This is a genomic window from Aeromonas sp. YN13HZO-058, from assembly GCF_001921245.1.
Taxonomy (GTDB): Bacteria; Pseudomonadota; Gammaproteobacteria; order Enterobacterales; family Aeromonadaceae; genus Aeromonas; species Aeromonas allosaccharophila.
The window spans coordinates 117,346-137,488 of the sequence record NZ_MQSY01000017.1 but is presented as its reverse complement, the minus strand read 5'-3'; the positions used below and the strand labels follow the sequence as shown (position 1 = coordinate 137,488).

Here is a 20,143-nt window from a genome sequence, read left to right as displayed (position 1 = left end):
CGTCCTTACTCTTGCTGCCCGCCGCCGGGGTGATCCACAGGGCGGGCAATCCGGTCCAAAACTGTGGAAGGTGGCCTTAGGCCAGCTGATCCATCCGTTGCCACAGGCGGCTCGCCACCTTGCTGGCCTGCTCATAAAGGGGCGCGACATCGAACGGGAACTCGCGGTCCTGATAGACCATGCGCCCCTCCACCATCACGCTGTTGACGCTGGCAGAGCCCATGCCGAAGGCGAGATGGCCACCGAGGTTGCGCGGCGCCAGCGGGGTCGGCGCGTCGTAGTCGCAGATGGTGAGGTCGGCCTTGTAGCCGGGCTCCAGGCGGCCAAATTTGGCGCCGAAGTTACGTTCCAGCAAGGTGTTGCCGTTCCAGAGGAAGCGGGCAAAGCTGTCGGGCCACAGCGCGCCGCCGGCATCCTTGTGCTTGAAGTAGGCGAACTTGAGCTCTTCGAGCATGTCGGAGCCGATGCCGTCGGTGCCAAGCGCCAGATTGCGATACTCCGGCAGATGCATGTTGTAGCCCACGTGGTTGTTCATGTTGGAGCGGGCGTTGTGCACCAGGAAGGCATCGCGGCTGTTAAGCAGTTCGATGTCGGACGGGCTCAGGTAGATGCCGTGGGCCACCAAGGATTTGCTGTCGATAAGGCCAAACTCGTCCAAACGGGCAATCGGCTCCTTGCCATAGTGATGGTGACCATGAGCCATGTCGTATCTATCTTCCGCCACATGGATATGCAGACCGCGACCGGTGACCTGCACCGCTTCGCGCAGCATGGCCAGCCCCTCGTCGGGCACGGTGAAGGGAGCGTGAGCGCCGATATGGGCCTCCACCAGATAAGGTTCGTTCCCCTTGGCTTTGGCCGCATCGATCTGTTGGGCGAACAGGATGTTCTCCTCCACCCCGGCCTGCAGTTCGGCCAGACCACCGTTGCGATCCGTGGTCTCGAAGCAGGTCATGCCACGCAGACCCGCCTCCACAAACCCTTTGCGCAGCACATTCAGGGAACCCTTGATGAAGTTGGGCGACGCGTGGTGGTCGATCACCGCGCTGCAACCGCTCTTGATCGCCTCCAGCGAGCAGATGAGGCCGCTGTAGTAGAGGGACTCTTCATCAAGCGCCCGATCGAGCCGCCACCAGAGGTTTTTCAGGGTAGAGATAAAATCCGGGCAGGGGGCGATGTTGGCCATGATCCCCCGCGACAGGCCGGAGTAGAAGTGGTTGTGGGCACAGACGATGCCCGGCATCACCAGCTTGCCCCCCATCTCCCGATAGTTGGCCTCCGGGTAGAGGGCCCGCAGATTGGGCCCTACCGCTTTGATAAGGGTGCCTTCGATGGCGATATCCACCCCTTCCAGTACCCGGGTCGGCTCCAGCTGGACGGCGGTGATGTTTTTCAGAATAAACATGGTTTGCTCCTTCGCTTATTCGTTATTCGCTCAGACCTCGACGGCCCCCAGCAGGTAGTAGTGATGGGCGTGGACATGGCTGATGATGCGGCACATGTCTGCGAGCACCTCGGGGGCATCCTTGATCCGGCTCTGCGCATCGATAGTGAGACGGTAGGTCTCGCCACCCTGACGCACCCGCAGCTCGCCCTCCCCTTTGCCACCATCCGCCAGATAGAAACCGGGGTTGCGGCTGTTGTCGAAGTCCTCGGGCAGGCTGAAGATGGTGACCTTGTCCTGATAGGGCTTGCCCTGCCACGGGCAGAACTGGGCGCAGTTGCCGCACTCGTTGCAGTAGGCATCCAGGTGCAGGGTCTGGAACTGATCCTTGAAGCCCGGCACCGCGATGGCGACGTTGGCCCGGTTGGGGCAGACATCCACACACTTGCTGCAGAGGTAGTTGCACTCGAGGCAACGGTGCGCCTCTTGCGCCACGAAGGCCTCCCGCTCGCTCTTGTCAACCAGGGTGACGGCGATGCTGCCCTTACGACGGTAGATCTCGTCCTTGCCCGACGGCTGGATTGAGACCTCGGCCTGACTGCCAGCGATATGCTCGCGGGCCAGCACCCGATCCGCGGCGCGGCGGGCACCGCCGATGGCACCAACGATGGAGGATGGGCCGCTCTGCACGTCACCGATCAGGAAGACGTTGCGACGGCTGGTTTCGCCGGTCTGGCTATCCACCTCCGGCCAGCCATCGCTGCCAAGGGGAATGCCCATCGCTTTCAATACTTCGCAATCAGGCTGCTCGCCGATAGCGGTGATCAGCGCATCCATCTGCATCACTTCGGTCTGCTCGGTGGGCACCGGACGGCGGCGGCCCTGCTCGTCAGGATCCCCCAGCGCCATCATCCGCACGGTGAGCTTGCCATCTTTGTCAAAGCGCTCCGGATTGGTGAGGAAGCAGAAACGTACCCCATCCTCCACCGCTTCCAGATACTCCTCGCGATAGGCGGGCATCTCTTTCTCGCTGCGGCGGTAGATCACGGTCACATCGCTGACACCCGGCACCTTGAGGGCGGCGCGGGCACAATCCATGGCGGTGTTACCGGCGCCGATCACCGCCACATGGCGGCCCAGCTGCAGCGGCTTGCCCTGATTGAAGCTGCGCAGGAAGTTGAAGGACTTGTAGACCCGATCATGACCCCCTTCGAGACGCATGCCGCCATTCTTGTCGGCGCCGATGCCGACGAAGACATAGCTAAAGCCCTGGGCGTGCAGCTTGTCGACGGTGAGCGCCGGATCGCAACCAAACTCGAACTTGACCCCGTGAGCGGCGACAAAGTCGATATCGTGCTGGATAAGCTCGGCCGGAATGCGGAACTCGGGGATGATGTGTTTGACCACGCCACCGGCATCCGCTTCGCGCTCGAACACGGTGACCGGATGACCGGCTCGGGCCAGGAAGTAACCGGCGGAGAGACCGGCCGGACCCGCGCCAATGACCGCAACCGGGTGCTTGTCACCGCTGCCTGCCGGCTTGTGCCAGCGGGCCTTGTACCCTTCCCAGCCGCGCTCCAGCGCCACTTTTTTCAGCTCGCGGATATTGAGCGGGCTGTCGTAATCGAGACGGGTGCAGTTGTACTGACACTGGTGATCGCAGATATGGCCGGTGATGGCGGGCAAGGCGTTGCGCTGATAAATCAGCTCAAGGGCAGCGACATACTCCCCCTCGCCCATCAGGCGAATGTACTCGGGGATATCCTGATGCACGGCGCAGGCGGTGACGCAGGGCGCCACGTAGCAATCGGTCATCGGCAGACCGCCGCCCACTTCGATACGATCGTCGGATTTCCACTCCTTCTGGGTGTAATCCATGGTGAGCGCCTTGGCGGCAAGCGCTTCCAGCTTGGCCACATCCACCTGACTCATGCCCCAGCTGCCCGACGCATCTATCTCTTTGAGGCACTCGATCTGGCGCAGGTAGCCACCCGGTTTCAGCAGGTCGGTGGCCATGGTAATGGGACGAATACCGGTCTCGAAGATCTCCGCGATATTGAACTTGCTGGCACCACCCGAGTAGGAGATGGGCAGCTTGCCATCGAAGGCGCGTGACAGCACGGCGGCCACGTTGATGGAGAGCGGGAACAGCGCACGGCCGGACATATACATCTCATCGCCGGGCAGCGCCCCCTTGCGGTTGATAGTCCCGAGCGTGTTGGTCAGCTTGACCCCGAAGGTGAGCCCCTTCTCGGCACCCAGCGCCATCAATCGGGTCAGCATCGCCTTGGCCTGATCCAGCTTGAGGTCGTGATCGAACGACTCTTCGCTCAGACCGATGTAATCAAAGCCACAGGTGTCGAGGATCTCGCGCACCCGCGGGTAGCCCAGCAGGGTCGGATTCAGTTTGACGAAGGTGTTTAGCCCCTTCTCTTCCAGCATGTAGCGGCAGATGGCCTCAATCTCGTTCGGTGGGCAGCCGTGCATGGTAGAGAGGGTGACGCCGTGCACCAGATTGGCCGGGATACGATCTACCAGCTGTTGCAGGCGATCGCGGCGAGCACCCAGTCCCAACTCGGCGATAAACTGCTCGTCGGCCACCAGCTCGCGCAGCACCTGCTGATACTCGGCAAATTTTGGATTGCTGCTGGCATCCATCAGGCTGTGGATGAACTGCTGCATCGGTGGCTGTTTGATGCCATCGAGGTTGTAACCCACGCTCATGTTGAAGATGAAGGACTTGGCCTCTCCGTCGAGGCGCGGGTCAAACACCTCCTCCAGCAGATAGAGAGCAAACCAGGCTTTCAGATACTCGTCAAACGCCTTGGGCAGGGTGAACTCGGTAGACCACTCGGTGTTGAAGCACTCATCCTCGGCATCGATGCAGGGCTTTTCCAGTTCGAGACGGTCCAGGATCTGCACCGTCTTGAGCTCGATAAAGCGCCCGCCGGTCAGCCAGGAGGTGACGATATTCTGGGCCAGCTGGGTATGGGGGCCAGCCGCCGGACCGATGGGGGTTTCGCAGGTTTCACCGAACACCTTGATCTTGCGCTCGTCCTGCTTGCGATAGAATTGCGCGGCGGGAATACCGAAAATGCTCTGACTCTCTTTATATTCCGCGAAAATACGGGTCAGAAGGTTCTTGAACGGAACGGGTCGCATAATATCGCCCATGGCAATCTCCTTGCAGCTGTTCTGCCCATTGGCAGCATGAATAAATGGGGTATCCCGCACGGGCTTTACCCCTTGGCAAGGAGAGGAGCAACTATCAGGCCACACCAGCCACAAAACTATTTTTTAGGGTGAAAGCGTGAGACAGCTCCAATTAATGGAGAGAATTTACGATGCCACCATTATGGGTGTTGCGAGTAGTTATCAATCACTCTGAAATTTACTTGATGCGCTGATTAAAAAGAACTCGCCCTATCAGATCAAGTGCGAGAAATATCACTTTGATACGCCATTTATCTCCCCGTTATCTTTTTAAAACAGGGTTATTTCGCGCGCTCGATCTCCTTTTCCAGCGCACCGCCCAGCAGCGCCTGATAGCGCTCCGGGGTATCCACATCAAACAGGATGGCGGGGCTGTCGACCGGCACCATACGGTGGGGATGCCCTTGCAACCAGCGCCGTACCGACGACTGCACCGGGGCCGTTGCCAGCTCGCGGGCAAGGGATTTGGGCAGCAACACCGGATGGCCCGCCTCCCCCTGCCAGGTGGGAAAGAGTGCCTCACAGCCCCGTGCCAGCCAGAGCTGTTGATAGACCTCGCGCGGGATACAGGGGAGATCCCCGTGGCTGATAAAGAGGTAGTCAGCGTCACTGGCCGCCAGGGCAGAGCGGATGGAGCTGCCCAGCCCCTGCCGATAGTCGGGGTTGTGGACGACAACAATATCCGGCCGCTCAAGGTAGCGTTCTTGAAGCTCCTCGCCACGATGGCCCACCACCAGAATAACCCGCTGACAAAAGGCCAGGGCATTTTTGAGACTTGCATCAAGCATTGTCCCCTGGCAATAAGGTAGCATCATTTTCCAGGTACCCATTCGGGAAGATAAACCCGCCGCCGTTATTATACAGTCACACTGCACTTGTTCCTGGCAACGTTGTTTTCCACTCCCTTCGATATTTATTTTGGTCGTCATTATGTCGCACCCACACGCTGTTGCTGTCGCATTTCCAGATATAGATTCGCTATTAAACCCGCTCACCAAAAATATTGATAGCCATACTACCTTAATTAGCCTCTGCGGGGCCGGTGGAAAAACCAGCACCCTGTTCTGGCTGGCGGAATATTTTTATAAACAGGGTAAAAGGGTGCTGATTACCACCACCACCCGGATGTTTCTGCCTGCCCCGTCACACTATCGGGAATTGATCCTGGAAGCCGATCCCGTCCGCCAGCTGACCCGCTGTCAGCAACTGCCCGATGAGCCGACCCTGGTCGCCCTGTTCAGCCATATCGATCAGGCCAGCGGCAAGGTGGCGGGCCCCACGCCCCAGCAGATTGATCTCATCAAGGGGCAGCAGCGCTTCGATCTCATCCTGGTCGAAGCGGATGGCGCCAATCACAAGTTATTGAAAGTGCCCGCTTTGCACGAACCTTGCATTCCCCAAAGCAGTGATTGGGTGATCGCCCTGACGGGCGGCGCCATGGTGGGGGCCAAGGCCGACCCGCAGCAGATCCACCGCTGGGCCGAATTCCAGGCCCTGTGCGGGATAGAGGCCGGTGACTCGCTCGACTGGGCGCTGTTTCACAAGCTGCTCTCCCACCCTCAGGGGGTGTTCAAGGGCACCCCGGCCACGGCGCGCCGGATCTGGTTTATCAATGGCGATTATCAAAATGAGCCGTCATGGCTACCGCCATTGATAAACCTGCTGGCCCGGCACCCCGAGCTCCACGCCATCTGGCAGGGAGCGGTTCGCGAGCCACAGCCCATTCGCCACGCACTCGGCTACTTCGCTCAGGATGAGGCACAGCCGCCTCGCCCATGATGATTTAAGGATAAGAAGAGGTACCTTATGAATCTGTTTTCACACGCAGCCCGACTGGAACAGGAGAACACTCCGTTTGCCATTGCCCAGATCATCGAGAGCCGCGGCTCCACGCCCCGCCATCAGGCCCAGATGCTGGTGATGGCCGATGGCCAGATCCTCGGCACCATCGGCGGCGGCATGATTGAACGGCTGGTGATCGAAGAGGCGGTGGCCGCCATTGCCGAGCGCAAACCGCGCATCTTCCACGGCCGGATGGCCCGCAATGGCGAGCATGCGGTGGGGTCGGATTGTGGCGGCGCCATGTCGGTCTATATCGATGTCTACGGCCTGCGCCCCCGTCTGGTACTGATCGGCGCCGGCCACGTCAACCGGGCGTTGGCCCATGCCGCCGCGCCGCTGGGTTTTGATATCCATGTGGGCGACTGCTTTGAAGGGAGCCTCAACCCCGAACACTTCCCCGCCGGCACCCATCTCAAACAGGCCGATACCATCAGCGCGGTGATTGAGGCGCTGGCCATCGAGCCCGCCAACTTCGTCATCATCGCCACCAACCATCAGGACAAAGAGGCGCTGGAGCGGCTGATAAGCCGTCCCCTCGCCTATCTGGGGCTGCTCGCCAGCAAGCGCAAGGTGCAGACCTTTACCCAGGCCCTGCGCCAGCAAGGGGTGAGTCAGGAGCAACTGCAGCGCTTGCACGCTCCCATCGGCTACAACATCGGTGCCGAGACCCCCGAGGAGATCGCCATCAGTATCCTCGCCGAGCTGCTTCAAGTGAAAAACGGCAAATCGGGTGGCCTGATGCAGGACGATGTGCGCCTCAAGCGGGATCAACTGGTGGTGATGCGCGGCTCCGGCGATATCGCCACCGGCGTCGCGTTGCGGCTGCACAATGCGGGCTTCAAGGTGGTGATGCTGGATCTCGACAAGCCCACGGTGATCCGCCGCACCGTCGCCTTCGCGCAAGGGATGTTTGACGGTGAAACCAGTGTCGAGGGAGTGCGTGCCAAGCGGGTCGAGAGCGTCGAGCAGGCGTTCGAGCAGCTGGATCGGGGCATCATTCCGCTGCTGGTTGACCCCGAGTGCGCCACCCTCACCGAGCTCAAACCGCGCTATCTGGTGGATGCCATCCTGGCCAAGCAGAACCTCGGCACCCACAAGGAGATGGCACCCATCACAGTCGCCCTTGGCCCGGGTTTTGAGGCGGGGCGCGACTGCGATGCGGTGATCGAGACCAACCGCGGCCACCATCTGGGGCGGGTCATCTATCAGGGCCCCGCCCAGCCCAACACCGGCATTCCCGGGGTGATCGAGGGGCACTCCGCCCGCCGGGTGGTGCGCGCCCCCGCCCCCGGCGTGATGAAGAGCCTGATCAAGCTCGGCGATCTGGTGCAGGAGGGGGATGTGATTGCCCATGTGGGGGATGCCCCCATTATCGCGCCGCTCTCGGGCATGGTGCGGGGACTGCTCAGCGATGGCATCGACGTACCAGTCGGCTTCAAGATTGGCGATATCGATCCGCGCGGCGAACGCGCCGATGCCACCACCGTCTCTGACAAGGCTCGCGCTATCGGCGGCGCCGTATTGGAAGCCATGATGCATCTGGCCCAGCGCCAATAAAGGCTCTGCGCGTCCCCCCTCAGCGCCAAGCAAAAGCCCCACCGTGATGGTGGGGCTTTTTTCGGCCGGTCGGTTGATGCCGCTCCCTTTACCTCAGGGAAATCTGCGTCACGGCTGGGTTCGTTGCAAACGCCAGGCACGATATGCCAACACCGTCAGAGTGATAGCGGTCAGCGGCAGCACGAAACCGGTCAGCGCCGCACTGAACTGACCTTGCAGCGGACTGGATGTGGCGTGCAGGATCAGCCAGCTGGTGTAACCGATGTAGTAGGCCAGAAACAGCGCCCCTTCCCAGCGGGCGATGGTGTAACCGGTAAAGAAGATGGGCAGGCAGGCGAGCGCCACCGCAATCATCACCGGAATATCGAATTGCAGGGCGGTGGCCGACACTTCGAGCCCGCCCGGCGTCACCATGGAGGTGAGTCCCAGCACGCAGAGGATATTGAAGATATTGCTGCCGACCACGTTGCCCACCGCGATATCCCGCTCCCCGCGCAGGGCAGCGACGATGGAGGTCACCACCTCCGGCAGTGAGGTGCCGACGGCTACGATGGTGAGGCCGATCACCAGATCGCTTACCCCGAAGTAGTGGGCAATCTCCACCGCGCTGCTGACCAGCAGCCGGGAACCCAGGATCAACATCCCCAATCCCGCCACGATAAAGAGCAGATTGCGGGGCAAGCTGTGGGGCGTCTCGGGCTCTTTTTGGCCAAACTCCTGCTCATATTCTGCCTGTACCGCCTTGGTTTCGCGGCGACTCTGCACAAACAGAAACGCGGTGTAAGCAACGACCCCGGCGAACAGCAGCGCTCCTTCAAAGGCTGAAATACGGCCATCCCAACCAAACAGCAGCACCAGCAGCGAGATGGCGATCATCAGCGGCACATCGAAGCGCACCAGTTGCTGGGAGACCACCAGCGGCACGATCAAGGCCGAGATACCGAGAATAAACAGCACGTTAAAGATATTGCTGCCGACCACGTTCCCCACGGCGATCCCCGCCTGCCCCTCGAGGCCCGACTGTATGCTCACCGCCAGTTCGGGGGCACTGGTGCCAAAGGCCACTATGGTCAATCCCACCACCAACGGGGAGATGCCCATCATGGTGGCAAGGCGCGCCGCCCCCCGCACCAGAGATTCGGCCCCCATCACCAGACACACCAGCCCCACGGCCAACCACACCAGCGTCATCATACGGTTTCATCCTTGCCGTTACGTTTGTTGAAATAATCACAATGAATCAAATACCTGCGCATCAACACAGCTATGTAACGCCATTGTAACGAGGGGCAGGTTCCCTGTCGCGGGCTCTTTTGAGTGCCATTTATCGTGCCACTGGCCAGCCTGTCACCACTCAACCGTGCTTGATACGGGTCTCCCCCGCCACCGATACCACGGAGCGCTTGCCCTTGCGGCTAATCACCAACAACGCCAGTACGATAAGGGCGATGCCGCTCCCCTCCACCGGCCCCGGATTTTCCCCAAGCAGCCACCAGGAGAGCAGCACACCGGTCACCGGCACCGCCAGGGTGCTGAGGCTGGCAATCCCCGCTGGCAGTTTTTTCAACACAAACAGCCAGAGACTCCAGGCGATGGCGGTGGCGAAGATAGCGCTATAGGCGAGCGCCCCCATCACGTAGGGCTGCCAGTCGATGGGGCGCTCCGGCACCAGCGCCGCCACCAGTGCCATCACTATGGTTGCGTAGATCATCTGCCAGGTGGTGAGGGACATCAGATCCACCCCGGGATGGCGGGCATACATCCGCTTGGCGATGATGGCGCTGATCCCCCAGCAGATGCCGGAGGCAATCCCCAGCAGCGCGCTCTTCATGGAATCCAAATGCAACTGCCAGGGCTGGATCACCAGCAGCAACCCGCAGGCCGCCACCCCGACCGCCAGATAGTGCAGCTTGCGCATCCGCTCACCGAGAAAGAGCGCCGCGAAGATCACCACCCAGAACGGCATGGTGTAACTCAAAATGGCCACCTTGCCCGCCCCGCCGCTGATCAGGGCCCACTGGGCCAACCCCACCATGCCGCAGGTCTGGAACAAGGCGATGGCCATGGTATAGCGAAACGGGGTGGGTTTGAGATAACGGCGCCCGCGCAGGGCCAACACCAGCAACAACACCAATGAACCGCACAGGCAGCGCAGGGCGGTGAACTCGAAGGCCCCCGCGTAGAGCATCACCTGCTTCATCACGATCCAGCTGTAACTCCAGATGGCGGTGAGCAGGACCAGTCCCCCCAGCGCCGCCATATTGATCTTTCCACTCATCTCACACCACGCATTGCTCTGCCTTTCGCCTTTTGTTCCGATGGGCCAACCCTTATCGGGGTGGCTATCTTACCCCTGTGCTGGCGGGCTGCCCATTCCCTACGGGCGAATAGCCTATGGGCAAATTGCCTGTGAGCAAATCGACCTCAGCCACGGCAGCGCCCGAGCCAAAAACAGCAGGGGGCCAAGGCCCCCTGTCTATCAACCCGTCATCGCGCAGCACGCTACAGGCTGATCACGGTCCCGGTCTTGCCTGCGATCCCCTCGGCTGCCTTCTCCAGCAGGGTGATGAGGGATTTGCGCCCCGGCAAGGATGTGGCGAACGAGAGCGCCGCCTCCACCTTGGGCAGCATGGAGCCTTTGGCAAACTGCCCCTGGGCGATAAAGCTGTTGGCATCGGCCACGCTCAGCTGATCGAGCCACTGCACATCGGGCTTGCCGAAGTTGATGGCCACCTTCTCCACCGCGGTGAGGATGATCAGCATGTCGGCGTCAATCAGTTCCGCCAGCTTGGCACTGGCCCAATCCTTGTCGATCACCGCGCTGGCGCCGCGCAGGTGATTGCCCTCCCGTAGCACCGGAATGCCACCGCCACCGACGGTGATCACCACCTGACCGGCGGCCAGCATGGCGGAGACGGTCTCCTTCTCGATGATGTCAATAGGTTTGGGGGAGGCCACCACCCGGCGATAGCCACGACCGGCATCCTCTTTGAGCCGCTCGCCCTTGGCCATCAGCGCCTCGGCCTCCTCCTTGCTGAAGAAGCCGCCGATGGGCTTGCTGGGGTCGAGGAAGGCGGGATCGTTTTTATCCACTTCAACCTGGGTCACCAGAGTGGCGACCGGCTTGTGGATGCCACGTTCCAGCAGGGCTTCGCGCAGGGCGTTTTGCAGGTCATAGCCGATATAACCCTGACTCAAGGCCACACAAACCGACATCGGCAGATGAGGGGATTTTGGCTCGTGGCGGGCCGCCACCTCGAACGCCTGCTGGATCATCCCCACCTGCGGCCCGTTGCCGTGGGTGACCACCACCTCGTGCCCCTGGGCGATCAGGTCGGCGATGGTGTGCGCCGTGCTCTGCACCGCCTTCATCTGCTCGGGCAGGTTGTTGCCCAGAGCGTTGCCCCCCAGGGCCAGTACGATACGCTGTTTCATCTTGTGCTCTCCGATGATAAAGGTGGGCCGGTGTCATACCGGCTCGGTTGTTCTGTCTATCGCTGTGCTGATGGTTGTTCTTGGGCCGCCGCGCCCAGCAGCGGATCAAAGGGTGCCCGCGCCAAAAAGCGTCCATGCCCCCGTTGCCCGGTAAATTCGCCATCGCGGGCCACTATCTCGCCACGACTGAGGGTCATCCTGATCTGGCCGGGGCTGCGCATCCCCTCGTAGGGGCTGTAGTCACCGTTGTCGTGCAGGGCGGCGTGACGGATCAGGGTCTCGCCACGGGGATCCATCAGCACCAGATCGGCGTCGGCCCCCGGTTGCACGTTGCCCTTGCGCGGCCAGAGGCCAAACAGGCGCGCCGAATTGGCGCTGGTGAGCGCCACGAAGCGCGACGGCGAGATGCGCCCGCCGAGCACCCCGTGGGCAAACAGCAGCAACATCCGGTTCTCGACCCCGGGCAAGCCGTTGGGGCAGAGGCTGAAATCTCCGCCTGACAGGGTCATGCGCTGGGCGTGGGAGAAGTTGCAGTGATCGGTCGCCACCGTGTCGATGTCGCCCGCAGCGACGCCGACCCACAGCTTGTCCTGCTCGCTGCGCCCGCGCAGCGGCGGGCTGAGCAGATAGTCGACCCCGTTCTCCCGGTAGTAGCAGGAATCATCCAAAAGCAGATATTGCGGGCAGGTCTCCACCCAGACCGGCTGACCCTGACGGCGCGCCAGTTTCAGATACTCCAGTCCCAGTCCGTTTGAAAGGTGGACGATATAGAGCGGCGCATTGCCAGCGAGCCCCGCCAGATTGATCATCCGGGCCACCGCTTCGGCTTCGCACTCCAGCGGGCGGCTTTGCGGGTGATACCAGGGCTCATGGTGACCGGCAGCCAGCAGGGCCGCCCGGCGCACCGCGATGGCGGCATCGTTCTCGGGATGGACGGTGGCGAGCGCCCCCACCTCTTTGAGGCGGGCCAGGGCACGCAGCACGTCATGGTCCCCCAGCTTGTACTGGTAGGTGAGATAGAGCTTGAAGCTGCTGATCCCCTCCTCCTGCACCATGGCGGCCATCTCGTGGAGGATGGCGTCATCCACATGCTGGATCACGCCGTGAAAGCTGTAGTCGATCACCGCCTGATCGGCGGCGTAGTCGTGATAGCGGGCCAGCTGGTGATGCAGATTGCACCCCGCCGGACCAAATCCCATGTGATCGACGATGGTGGTGGTGCCACCACAGGCGGCGGCACGGGTACCGCTGAAAAAGTCATCGCAACTGCGGGCAATCCCGACATCGATGTTGAAGTGGGTGTGGACGTCGATACCGCCCGGCATCACGTAACAGCCGCTGGCATCGATCACTTCGGTCTCGCCATCGGGCTGGATATCGGCGGCACGGGCACGGATCACCCCGTTCTCGATCAGCAGATCCTGACGATATTCACCCTGTGCATCGACCAGCACGCCGTTCTTGATCAGCCGTTTCATCCCCACCACCTCGAATGTCTCTTCCCTTCAAACAGCAAGGCCCCGCCTCAACACAGACGGGGCACTTGCCACACTTGCCACAGCCGGACGGCGATGGCAGTCACCGCCCGGCAGCCCCCTTACTTGTCCAGCTCGGCCAGATAGAGCATGGGGATCACGGCGTACATGGCGGCGCACTTGACCAGATGCTCTTTCCAGGTCTTCTCGTTCGGCGCGTGGGCTTCCGGCTCTTTACCCGGGCCAAAACCGATGACCGGAATGCCGTGGCGACCCATGATAGAGACCCCGTTGGTCGAGAAGGTCCACTTGTCCACCACCGGCGCCTTGTTGAACAGCTGGGTGTACGCCTTGGAGAGGGTTTTGACGGTGATGTGATCCTCTTCCACTTTCCAGGTCGGGAAGTAGCACTCGGTCGGGTAGACCAGACCGGTATAGGCCGGACGATCGTACTGGTACATGGAGACCTCGGCACCGGCGGCTTTTACCGCTGGCAGGGCACGGATCTCGTCCAGCGCACCTTGCCAGGTCTCGCCCCAGGTCAGACGACGGTCGATGGAGACGGCGCAGCTGTCGGCCACGGCGCAGCGGCTTGGCGAAGTGAAGAAGATCTCGGAGACGGTCAGGGTGCCCTTGCCGAGGAAGTCATCGTTACCGAGGTTGTGGCTCAGCTCCTGCAATTCACCGAGGATCGGGCCCATCTTGAAGATGGCGTTGTCACCGCGCTCCGGCGCAGAGCCGTGGCAGCTGACGCCCTGCACCTCGACGCGGATCTCCATGCGGCCGCGCTGGCCACGGTAGATCTGGCAATCGGTGGGTTCGGTACTGACCACGAACTCGGGGCGGATCTTGCTCTGCTCGATGATGTACTGCCAGCACAGACCGTCGCAATCCTCTTCCTGCACGGTACCGGTCACCAGCAGGGTGTACTCGTCTTCCAGTCCCAGATCCTTGATGATCTTGCCGGCATAAACCATGGAGGCCATGCCGCCTTCTTGGTCAGAGGCACCGCGACCGCCGATGATCTCGTGATCTTCCATCCCCTCATAGGGGTCGAAGGTCCAGTTGGCGCGGTTGCCGACACCCACGGTATCGATGTGGGCATCCATGGCGATCAGGTGCGGGCCGTGGCCGATATAGCCCAGCACGTTGCCCATGGGGTCGATCTCGACCTTGTCAAAACCAACCTTCTCCATCTCCTGCTTGATGCGCAGCACCACGCGCTCTTCATCGCAGCTCTCGCTCGGGATGGCGATCATGTCGCGCAGGAACTGACTCATCTCGGCCTTGTACTGATAGGCCTTCTCCAACACCATTTCAAACGGAATTTGCTTGCTCATTGTGATTCTCCATAACAACTGAGAGTGCGCGGCCTGTTCATCGGCAGCGCCCTGTGCCCGTTACCGCACCCCGTTGGCGAGGCGCGATCAGTTCTTTGATTCGTGGTTGCTTACTCGCAGCCGGAGTTACTCGCAGGCCGGATGTTTGCCTTCCCACACCACTTCCCGGTAGTGGGTCACATCGGTGTCCCCTTCGGTGTTGATGATCAGCACCACGGAGTCGCGACTTAGCCCGAGACGCTCCATCAGCGCCGCGCGATCAGGGTGGTGGCGCACCGCAGCCAGCACGCCGGTGCCGACCGAGCCAGACTCGCCGGAGATGATGCGGGGATCATTGCCAAGGGGGTTGCCCAGCACCCGCATGCCCAGCGCCGACACCTTGTCGTGGCAGGAGATGAACTGGGTGGTGCAGCTCTTGAGCAGCGGCCAGCCAAGCGGATTGGGTTCACCGCAGGCGAGACCGGCCATGATGGTGCGCATGTCACCCCCCACGTTGACCATCTCCCCCGCCACACCGGAGCGGTAGATGCAGTCGGCCTGATCCGGCTCGACCACGATACTGTGCAGGTTTTTCGCCCCGAAGCAGTCCACCAGATAACCGAGCACACCGCCCGCCAGCGCCCCGACCCCGGCTTGCAGCAGCACGTGGGTGGGCTGCTTGATGCCCATGGCCTGCATCTGCTCGACCGCTTCGTCGGCCAGAGTGGAGTAACCCTGCATAATCCAGGTCGGGATCTTGGTGTAACCCTCCCAGGCGGTGTCTTGCACTATGTGCCAGCCGCGCTCTTCGGCCATCTTCATGGTCAGGCGCACGGTATCGTCGTAGTTCATGTCGGTGACGATGCACTCGGCACCGAGGTTGAGGATGTGATCCACCCGCTCCTGCGCCGAGCCCTTGGGCATGTAGACCACCGCATGCTGACCCACCTGCTTGGCGGCCCAGGCAACGCCGCGACCGTGGTTGCCATCCGTGGTGGTGGCGAAGGTCATCGGCTCCTTGATAGTGCGTTTGATGAGATCGAAGGAGAAATCCTCGATGGCCACCCCGTATTTTTCACAGAGCAGGTTGGCGATGGCATAAACGCCACCCAGCATCTTGAAGGCATTAAGGCCAAAGCGCTTTGACTCGTCCTTGACCAATATATTTTTCACCCCGATATAGGCGGCCAGATCTTTCAGGTCGCACAATGGGGTCGGTTCATAACCGGCCAGTTTTTTATGAAAAGCGCGAGCCTTTTGTGCTTCAACACGGGAAAACAGCGGTGATGGCTCGGCGGTAAAAAAGCGGTTATCGGCAATATCCATCTTCAGCGAAAATTGGGACATGCTTACCTCACTAGGCGTTACCTGACAAAGAGCTGTCTCGCCGGGAGATCCGTTATTCAGATACCACGGGGAGAAAACTCGAAATAATGGATTCGACAGCGTGGGCAGGATGAATATTCACCCTGCCCTGCTGTTATTTATTTCACCCGCTTTTGCGCCTCTTTAATCAGATTCTCCAGAGTTTCTGCCGGGGCGGAGAATTTACGGGCCATGATCATGGCGGCGATAATATAGGGCTTCCAGCTCGCCTCTTTGTAGGTGGCGATACGGTATTTCTCGAATACCCCTTCGGTCACTTCACCCTCTTTGCAGGAGACGCCGGAAATATCGGCGGGTAGGCAGTGCATATAGAGCGCTTCGCCACCCTTGGTGAGCTTCATCATCTCCTCGGTGCAGTGCCAATCCTTGTGCTTGGCGTTCTGCTCCAGGCAGTGTTTCTCCAGATCTTTGAGGCCAGCGTGGTCATTGGCACGCAGCAACTCGGTGCGCTGCTCCATCACCTTGTAGGGGGCCCAGGACTTGGGATAGACGATATCGGCGTCCTTGAACGCCTCTTCCATGGAGGTGACCTGACGGAAGCTGCCGCCGGAGGCCTTGGCATTCTCTTTGGCCACTTCGATCACGTCCGGGATCAGGTCATACCCTTCCGGATGGGCCAGGGTCACGTCCATGCCAAAGCGGGTCATCAGACCGATGATGCCCTGCGGCACGGAGAGCGGCTTGCCGTAGCTCGGGGAGTAGGCCCAGGTCATGGCAATCTTCTTGCCCTTGAGGCTCTCCAGGCTGCCGAAGTGCTCCTGCAACCAGGCGAGATCAGCCATCGACTGGGTCGGGTGATCAATGTCGCACTGCAGGTTGACCAGCGCCGGACGCTGGGGCAGCACGCCCTTCTCGAACCCTTCATCCAGTGCCGCGCCCACTTCACGCATATAGGCGTTACCGGCACCGAGGAACATGTCGTCACGGATGCCGATGGCATCGGCACAGAAGGAGATCATGTTGGCAGTTTCACGGACGGTCTCGCCGTGGGCGATCTGGGATTTACCCTCATCCAGATCCTGCTGGGCCAGACCGAGCAGGTTGAGGGCGGAGGCGTAAGAGAAGCGGGTTCGGGTGGAGTTATCGCGGAAAACCGAGATACCGAGCCCGCTATTAAACAGTTTGGTAGAGATATTTTCGGCGCGCAGGGTCTTGAGGGATTCGGCCAGTTTCAATACCAGCTCCAGCTCCTGAGGAGTTTGCTCCCAGGTCAGCAGAAAATCTTTTTCATGCAGGTTGGATTTGAGTGCTCTGATCTCTTTGATTAATTCGTTAACTGCTTTCATCGTTCGCCCCAATCATTGGATGAGATATGGATAGCTCCCCTTTCACTCACGATGTCACCAGCATCCCGGTTGTGGGTGAGCTCATCGGTTAGCGTCGATGTAAGGCAATCAATAAGCGTGCCAAACTACAAAAATGCAGGAAGATATTAATAAATGGCGAAAGTGTGTGATGCAGAGCACAAAAGCGGCGACTATTTCAGCGGTTTATTCCATAAAAAGGTGAGCGGATCAGCCAAGCCATAAAATAGCCGAGTGATAATAACCAGAGGAAATATCCCTGCGTCGGTGAGAATTATCATCAAAGGCCAGTTTCAGGGGCTGAAATGATATAACCGTGCTGACCGTTATCATTATGATAATGCCACTTTTGGATTCAACTGCCCGCCGCGGCCAATGGCCAGCACTGCCAGCGCGTAGCCAGGATCAACACCTCCTGTTCCAGCCAAGCTCCCTGCGTCACCAGTTCATCGAGCCAGGGAACGCCTGCCGGCGTGCCATGACCATCGCCCTGATCAGCCTGCTTCGTCACACGCCAGGGCACCTTGCCACTGTCCGTCGCAAAGGTGCGCACCGGACGGGCGTAGTGATCCAGATAAGGCTGCAGCTCACTGGGGAGCCAGAGCATGGCAGGACGCTGCAGCTCACGCGCCAGCTCGATGGCAATGTCGATACCCCGTTGATCGAGATCGCCGAAATGGGCCCACTGCACGCCCGCAGGCAACAGCGGGATCAGCCGTTTGGCCAGGGTGGTATTGCGACCGGGGGCAAAGAGCAGCAGTTGCCCGGGTTGCAGCGGGTAGTCGACAAAGGCCCCCTTGTTCTCCACCGTAATGACGCGATCCCCTTGCCAGCCGATGGCCGCCAACGTTGCCAATGTCCGCTCCGGCAACGCCAACTCCCCCAGCAGGGCCATCACCGTCGTCATATCGTGCTGCTGACCGTGCAGATCGACCAGCGAGAGCGGTTCGAGGGTACGGATGCGGATCACCTCATCCTGCGTGAGCGTCAAATCCGCCAGCTGTGGATCCGGGCATTCACTGCGCGGATGCTTGCTGTCTCCATGCCAGAGCGCATGAAAGGTGGCCTGATTGAGCCGTGCTGGCAAACTCACCCCCAGGCTTCGCAGCTGTTCACGCTTGTCCGGCTCGGGGGACACCACCTGCGCCAGCTGTCCAGCCAGATAAGCCCGCCCCGCCTCGGTCAATATATGACGGCCACTGCGCCCAACTGACTCGACTCCGCCCACCGCCTGCAGCAGCTCCTTCAACTCGCGGCCATGCCTGCTCTCAAGAGAGCAGCCCTTCTCGTTCTGGCTATCGAGCAACCTTGCACAGAGCGCCTGTACCCGAACCTCATCAAACAGCGACATCCTTATCCTCCCCTCATCACGTCATGTGACGCAGTAGAGGTGATTTTCCCCGCCGTTACCGTGACCGGCTTCGCAAGGGTCTATCATCAGCCCCTTTTGCTCCCGGATCACACTCTCTGGTACTGGTAAACCCGTGCCAAACCGCGCAAGCTGGTTGATATGCCGCCCCCAGGCGACCCCTTTTCGATGGACTTCCACAAGGCGTTCCCATGACCGACACCACAGAAAAGTCCCCCTCCTCCTGGCATATCTCGGATATCCGCGAGCTGGCACAACTGCTAACTCTGGCGCTGCCCGCTACGGTAGAGATCACCGAAGCGGTACATCAGGCGGTGCTCAGCGGTATGGGGATCAAGGGACGGGATGAGGGGAAGACATCCGGGATCACCGGGCTGGTCTACAAGGGGGTTCACGGCGCGGCCAATACCCTGGGCAGCGGCATCAACGAATTGCTGACCCGGCTGCCGCCGACCCCGCCACTGCACCATATTCCCGAGACGCCCAAACGCGCGGCACTGATCGCCACCCTCAACGGCGTGATGGGGGACGCTCTGGTCGAGAGTCATAACGCCCTCGCCACCCCCATGACCCTGCGCTATCAGGGCGAACCCCTCGACTGGCAGGCCATGCCGACAGATCTGCCCCGCGAGGGTCGGCTGCTGTTGATGGTCCATGGCCTGTGCATGAACGATCTGCAGTGGCAGACCCTTTATCAGGGTGAACCGGTCAATCATGGGGAGCAACTTGCCAACGCGCTTGGCTATCAGCCTTTTTACGTGCGCTACAACTCGGGACTGCCCATTGCACAAAACGGGCAGGCACTGGCCCTGTTGCTGGAGCAGCTGCTCACCCACTGGCCGGGAGACCTCAAAGAGATAACGATAATAGGCTACAGCATGGGGGGACTGGTTGCCCGCAGCGCCTGCCACCATGCCGGCGTGGCCGGGCTCACCTGGCCTGCGCACCTTGCCAACCTGATCTTTCTCGGCACGCCACACCACGGCGCACCGCTGGAACACGCCGGACACTGGCTGGAGCAACTGTTGCCCGCCAGCGCCTACACGGAACCTTTTGTCAGACTGACACGGTTGCGCAGCACGGGTATCAAGGATCTGCGCCACGGCAAGGTGATCGAGACGCTCGCCCCACCCGATCCCGCCGTGCCCATGCGTGATCCCCGCGAGCCGCTTCCCCTCCCCTGCGGCGTCAACTGCTATGCCATCGCCGCGACCACTGCCGCCAAGCGCAGCCTGCTGGCCGACCGGCTGATTGGCGATGGACTGGTGCCGCTGCGCAGCGCCCTCGGCCAACACAGCGAGGTGCGCCATCAGCTGGCCTTTCTGCCCGCCCATACCCTGATCGTCTATCGCACCAGCCATATGGCCCTGCTCGGCAGCCCGCAGGTGGGCCAACAACTGCTGCGCTGGCTCACCCCTCACCCAGTGTGATGGACATGACCACACAACACGGCACCTGTCGTCCGCGCTGCGACAGCTTCGAGCTGCACCCGCCTTGCCAGCGAGCGGATAGATCTGCGCACCGCCTTTAGGAGGCAACCGGCCACCGCGGGTTGGCGATTAATGCAACGGAATGCTGGTTTACAGGGTGGCCATGTGGCACTCTGGGATGTCGAAGGAAGAGACCCACCCTGGCACCTCGTGTGTCACCACTGCAAAGGAGCGCCAACGATGGCCAAAGCAAGCAAGAAAGATATCAAGAAGAAGATCGCCGCACGCCTTGAGAAGATTGCCAAGCACGAAGGCAAGATCAAGAAGCTGAAGAAGGCCCTGAAATAGGGACCTACCGAATTAAGAGAAACCGCCAACTGGCGGTTTTTTCACATCTATCCCCTACATTAACGTTGCGCTGAAAATAGC

General features: G+C 60.7%; 14 protein-coding genes. 3 read left to right on the top strand and 11 right to left on the bottom strand.

Going from position 1 to position 20,143, the window contains the following annotated elements; translation table 11 throughout:
- Positions 1 to 76: 76 nt before the first annotated feature.
- From ssnA to mocA, 3 genes are all read right to left on the bottom strand, one after another.
- Positions 77 to 1,405 carry a putative aminohydrolase SsnA gene (gene ssnA / locus BSP75_RS03310; RefSeq protein ID WP_075112208.1) on the bottom strand — a complete coding sequence of 443 codons (1,329 nt, stop codon included), beginning with the start codon at positions 1,403 to 1,405 and terminating at the stop codon, positions 77 to 79.
- 30 nt (positions 1,406 to 1,435) lie between these two features.
- Positions 1,436 to 4,558: a putative selenate reductase subunit YgfK gene (gene ygfK / locus BSP75_RS03305; protein WP_075112207.1), complete on the bottom strand. Its 3,123-nt coding sequence runs from the start codon at positions 4,556 to 4,558 to the stop codon at positions 1,436 to 1,438.
- A 320-nt stretch (positions 4,559 to 4,878) separates the two neighbouring features.
- On the bottom strand, positions 4,879 to 5,526 hold the full coding sequence (mocA, locus tag BSP75_RS03300; RefSeq protein WP_290439298.1) for a molybdenum cofactor cytidylyltransferase: 648 nt from the start codon (positions 5,524 to 5,526) through the stop codon (positions 4,879 to 4,881).
- Position 5,527: 1 nt separating this feature from the next.
- On the opposite strand from mocA, the gene yqeC reads away from it, so the two are divergent.
- Both yqeC and yqeB read left to right on the top strand, forming a co-directional pair.
- A complete protein-coding gene (yqeC, locus tag BSP75_RS03295; protein ID WP_075112205.1) occupies positions 5,528 to 6,376 on the top strand; it encodes a selenium cofactor biosynthesis protein YqeC in 849 nt (282 codons plus the stop codon).
- A 27-nt stretch (positions 6,377 to 6,403) separates the two neighbouring features.
- Complete coding sequence (gene yqeB / locus BSP75_RS03290) at positions 6,404 to 7,996, top strand: selenium-dependent molybdenum cofactor biosynthesis protein YqeB (protein WP_075112204.1); 1,593 nt, start codon at positions 6,404 to 6,406, stop codon at positions 7,994 to 7,996.
- A gap of 108 nt (positions 7,997 to 8,104) precedes the next feature.
- On the opposite strand, the gene BSP75_RS03285 is transcribed toward yqeB, so the two are convergent.
- From BSP75_RS03285 to BSP75_RS03250, 8 genes are all read right to left on the bottom strand, one after another.
- Entirely contained in the window at positions 8,105 to 9,190 is a 1,086-nt protein-coding gene (locus BSP75_RS03285) for a calcium/sodium antiporter (RefSeq protein ID WP_075112203.1), read from the bottom strand.
- Between the two features lie 160 nt (positions 9,191 to 9,350).
- Positions 9,351 to 10,274 carry a DMT family transporter gene (locus BSP75_RS03280; protein WP_075112202.1) on the bottom strand — a complete coding sequence of 308 codons (924 nt, stop codon included), beginning with the start codon at positions 10,272 to 10,274 and terminating at the stop codon, positions 9,351 to 9,353.
- Positions 10,275 to 10,498: 224 nt separating this feature from the next.
- Positions 10,499 to 11,431, bottom strand: coding sequence for a carbamate kinase (arcC, locus tag BSP75_RS03275; RefSeq protein WP_075112201.1), 933 nt, complete (start codon positions 11,429 to 11,431; stop codon positions 10,499 to 10,501).
- 56 nt (positions 11,432 to 11,487) lie between these two features.
- The gene (hydA, locus tag BSP75_RS03270) at positions 11,488 to 12,909 is read right to left on the bottom strand and encodes a dihydropyrimidinase (protein ID WP_075112200.1); all 1,422 of its coding nucleotides are present in this window, start codon (positions 12,907 to 12,909) and stop codon (positions 11,488 to 11,490) included.
- Positions 12,910 to 13,028: 119 nt separating this feature from the next.
- Positions 13,029 to 14,246, bottom strand: a complete 1,218-nt coding sequence (locus BSP75_RS03265; RefSeq protein WP_058051512.1) for a YgeY family selenium metabolism-linked hydrolase — start codon at positions 14,244 to 14,246, stop codon at positions 13,029 to 13,031.
- Between the two features lie 126 nt (positions 14,247 to 14,372).
- The gene (gene dpaL / locus BSP75_RS03260; RefSeq protein WP_075112199.1) at positions 14,373 to 15,572 is read right to left on the bottom strand and encodes a diaminopropionate ammonia-lyase; all 1,200 of its coding nucleotides are present in this window, start codon (positions 15,570 to 15,572) and stop codon (positions 14,373 to 14,375) included.
- 137 nt (positions 15,573 to 15,709) lie between these two features.
- Positions 15,710 to 16,897: a knotted carbamoyltransferase YgeW gene (gene ygeW, locus BSP75_RS03255; protein WP_058051514.1), complete on the bottom strand. Its 1,188-nt coding sequence runs from the start codon at positions 16,895 to 16,897 to the stop codon at positions 15,710 to 15,712.
- A 373-nt stretch (positions 16,898 to 17,270) separates the two neighbouring features.
- Complete coding sequence (locus BSP75_RS03250; protein ID WP_075112198.1) at positions 17,271 to 18,266, bottom strand: Wadjet anti-phage system protein JetD domain-containing protein; 996 nt, start codon at positions 18,264 to 18,266, stop codon at positions 17,271 to 17,273.
- Between the two features lie 209 nt (positions 18,267 to 18,475).
- Here BSP75_RS03250 and BSP75_RS03245 point away from each other — a divergent pair, with 209 nt between their 5' ends.
- On the top strand, positions 18,476 to 19,714 hold the full coding sequence (locus BSP75_RS03245) for an alpha/beta hydrolase (protein WP_075112197.1): 1,239 nt from the start codon (positions 18,476 to 18,478) through the stop codon (positions 19,712 to 19,714).
- Positions 19,715 to 20,143: the final 429 nt, after the last annotated feature.

Coding starts and splice junctions, on each gene's coding strand:
- yqeB (WP_075112204.1), top strand. CDS start 6,404: ATGAATCTGTTTTCACACGCAGCCCGACTGGAACAGGAGAACACTCCG.
- BSP75_RS03265 (WP_058051512.1), bottom strand. CDS start 14,246: ATGAGCAAGCAAATTCCGTTTGAAATGGTGTTGGAGAAGGCCTATCAG.
- BSP75_RS03245 (WP_075112197.1), top strand. CDS start 18,476: ATGACCGACACCACAGAAAAGTCCCCCTCCTCCTGGCATATCTCGGAT.
- yqeC (WP_075112205.1), top strand. CDS start 5,528: ATGTCGCACCCACACGCTGTTGCTGTCGCATTTCCAGATATAGATTCG.
- ygfK (WP_075112207.1), bottom strand. CDS start 4,558: ATGGGCGATATTATGCGACCCGTTCCGTTCAAGAACCTTCTGACCCGT.
- arcC (WP_075112201.1), bottom strand. CDS start 11,431: ATGAAACAGCGTATCGTACTGGCCCTGGGGGGCAACGCTCTGGGCAAC.
- BSP75_RS03285 (WP_075112203.1), bottom strand. CDS start 9,190: ATGATGACGCTGGTGTGGTTGGCCGTGGGGCTGGTGTGTCTGGTGATG.
- BSP75_RS03250 (WP_075112198.1), bottom strand. CDS start 18,266: ATGTCGCTGTTTGATGAGGTTCGGGTACAGGCGCTCTGTGCAAGGTTG.
- mocA (WP_290439298.1), bottom strand. CDS start 5,526: ATGACGACCAAAATAAATATCGAAGGGAGTGGAAAACAACGTTGCCAG.
- dpaL (WP_075112199.1), bottom strand. CDS start 15,572: ATGTCCCAATTTTCGCTGAAGATGGATATTGCCGATAACCGCTTTTTT.
- hydA (WP_075112200.1), bottom strand. CDS start 12,909: ATGAAACGGCTGATCAAGAACGGCGTGCTGGTCGATGCACAGGGTGAA.
- ygeW (WP_058051514.1), bottom strand. CDS start 16,897: ATGAAAGCAGTTAACGAATTAATCAAAGAGATCAGAGCACTCAAATCC.
- BSP75_RS03280 (WP_075112202.1), bottom strand. CDS start 10,274: ATGAGTGGAAAGATCAATATGGCGGCGCTGGGGGGACTGGTCCTGCTC.
- ssnA (WP_075112208.1), bottom strand. CDS start 1,405: ATGTTTATTCTGAAAAACATCACCGCCGTCCAGCTGGAGCCGACCCGG.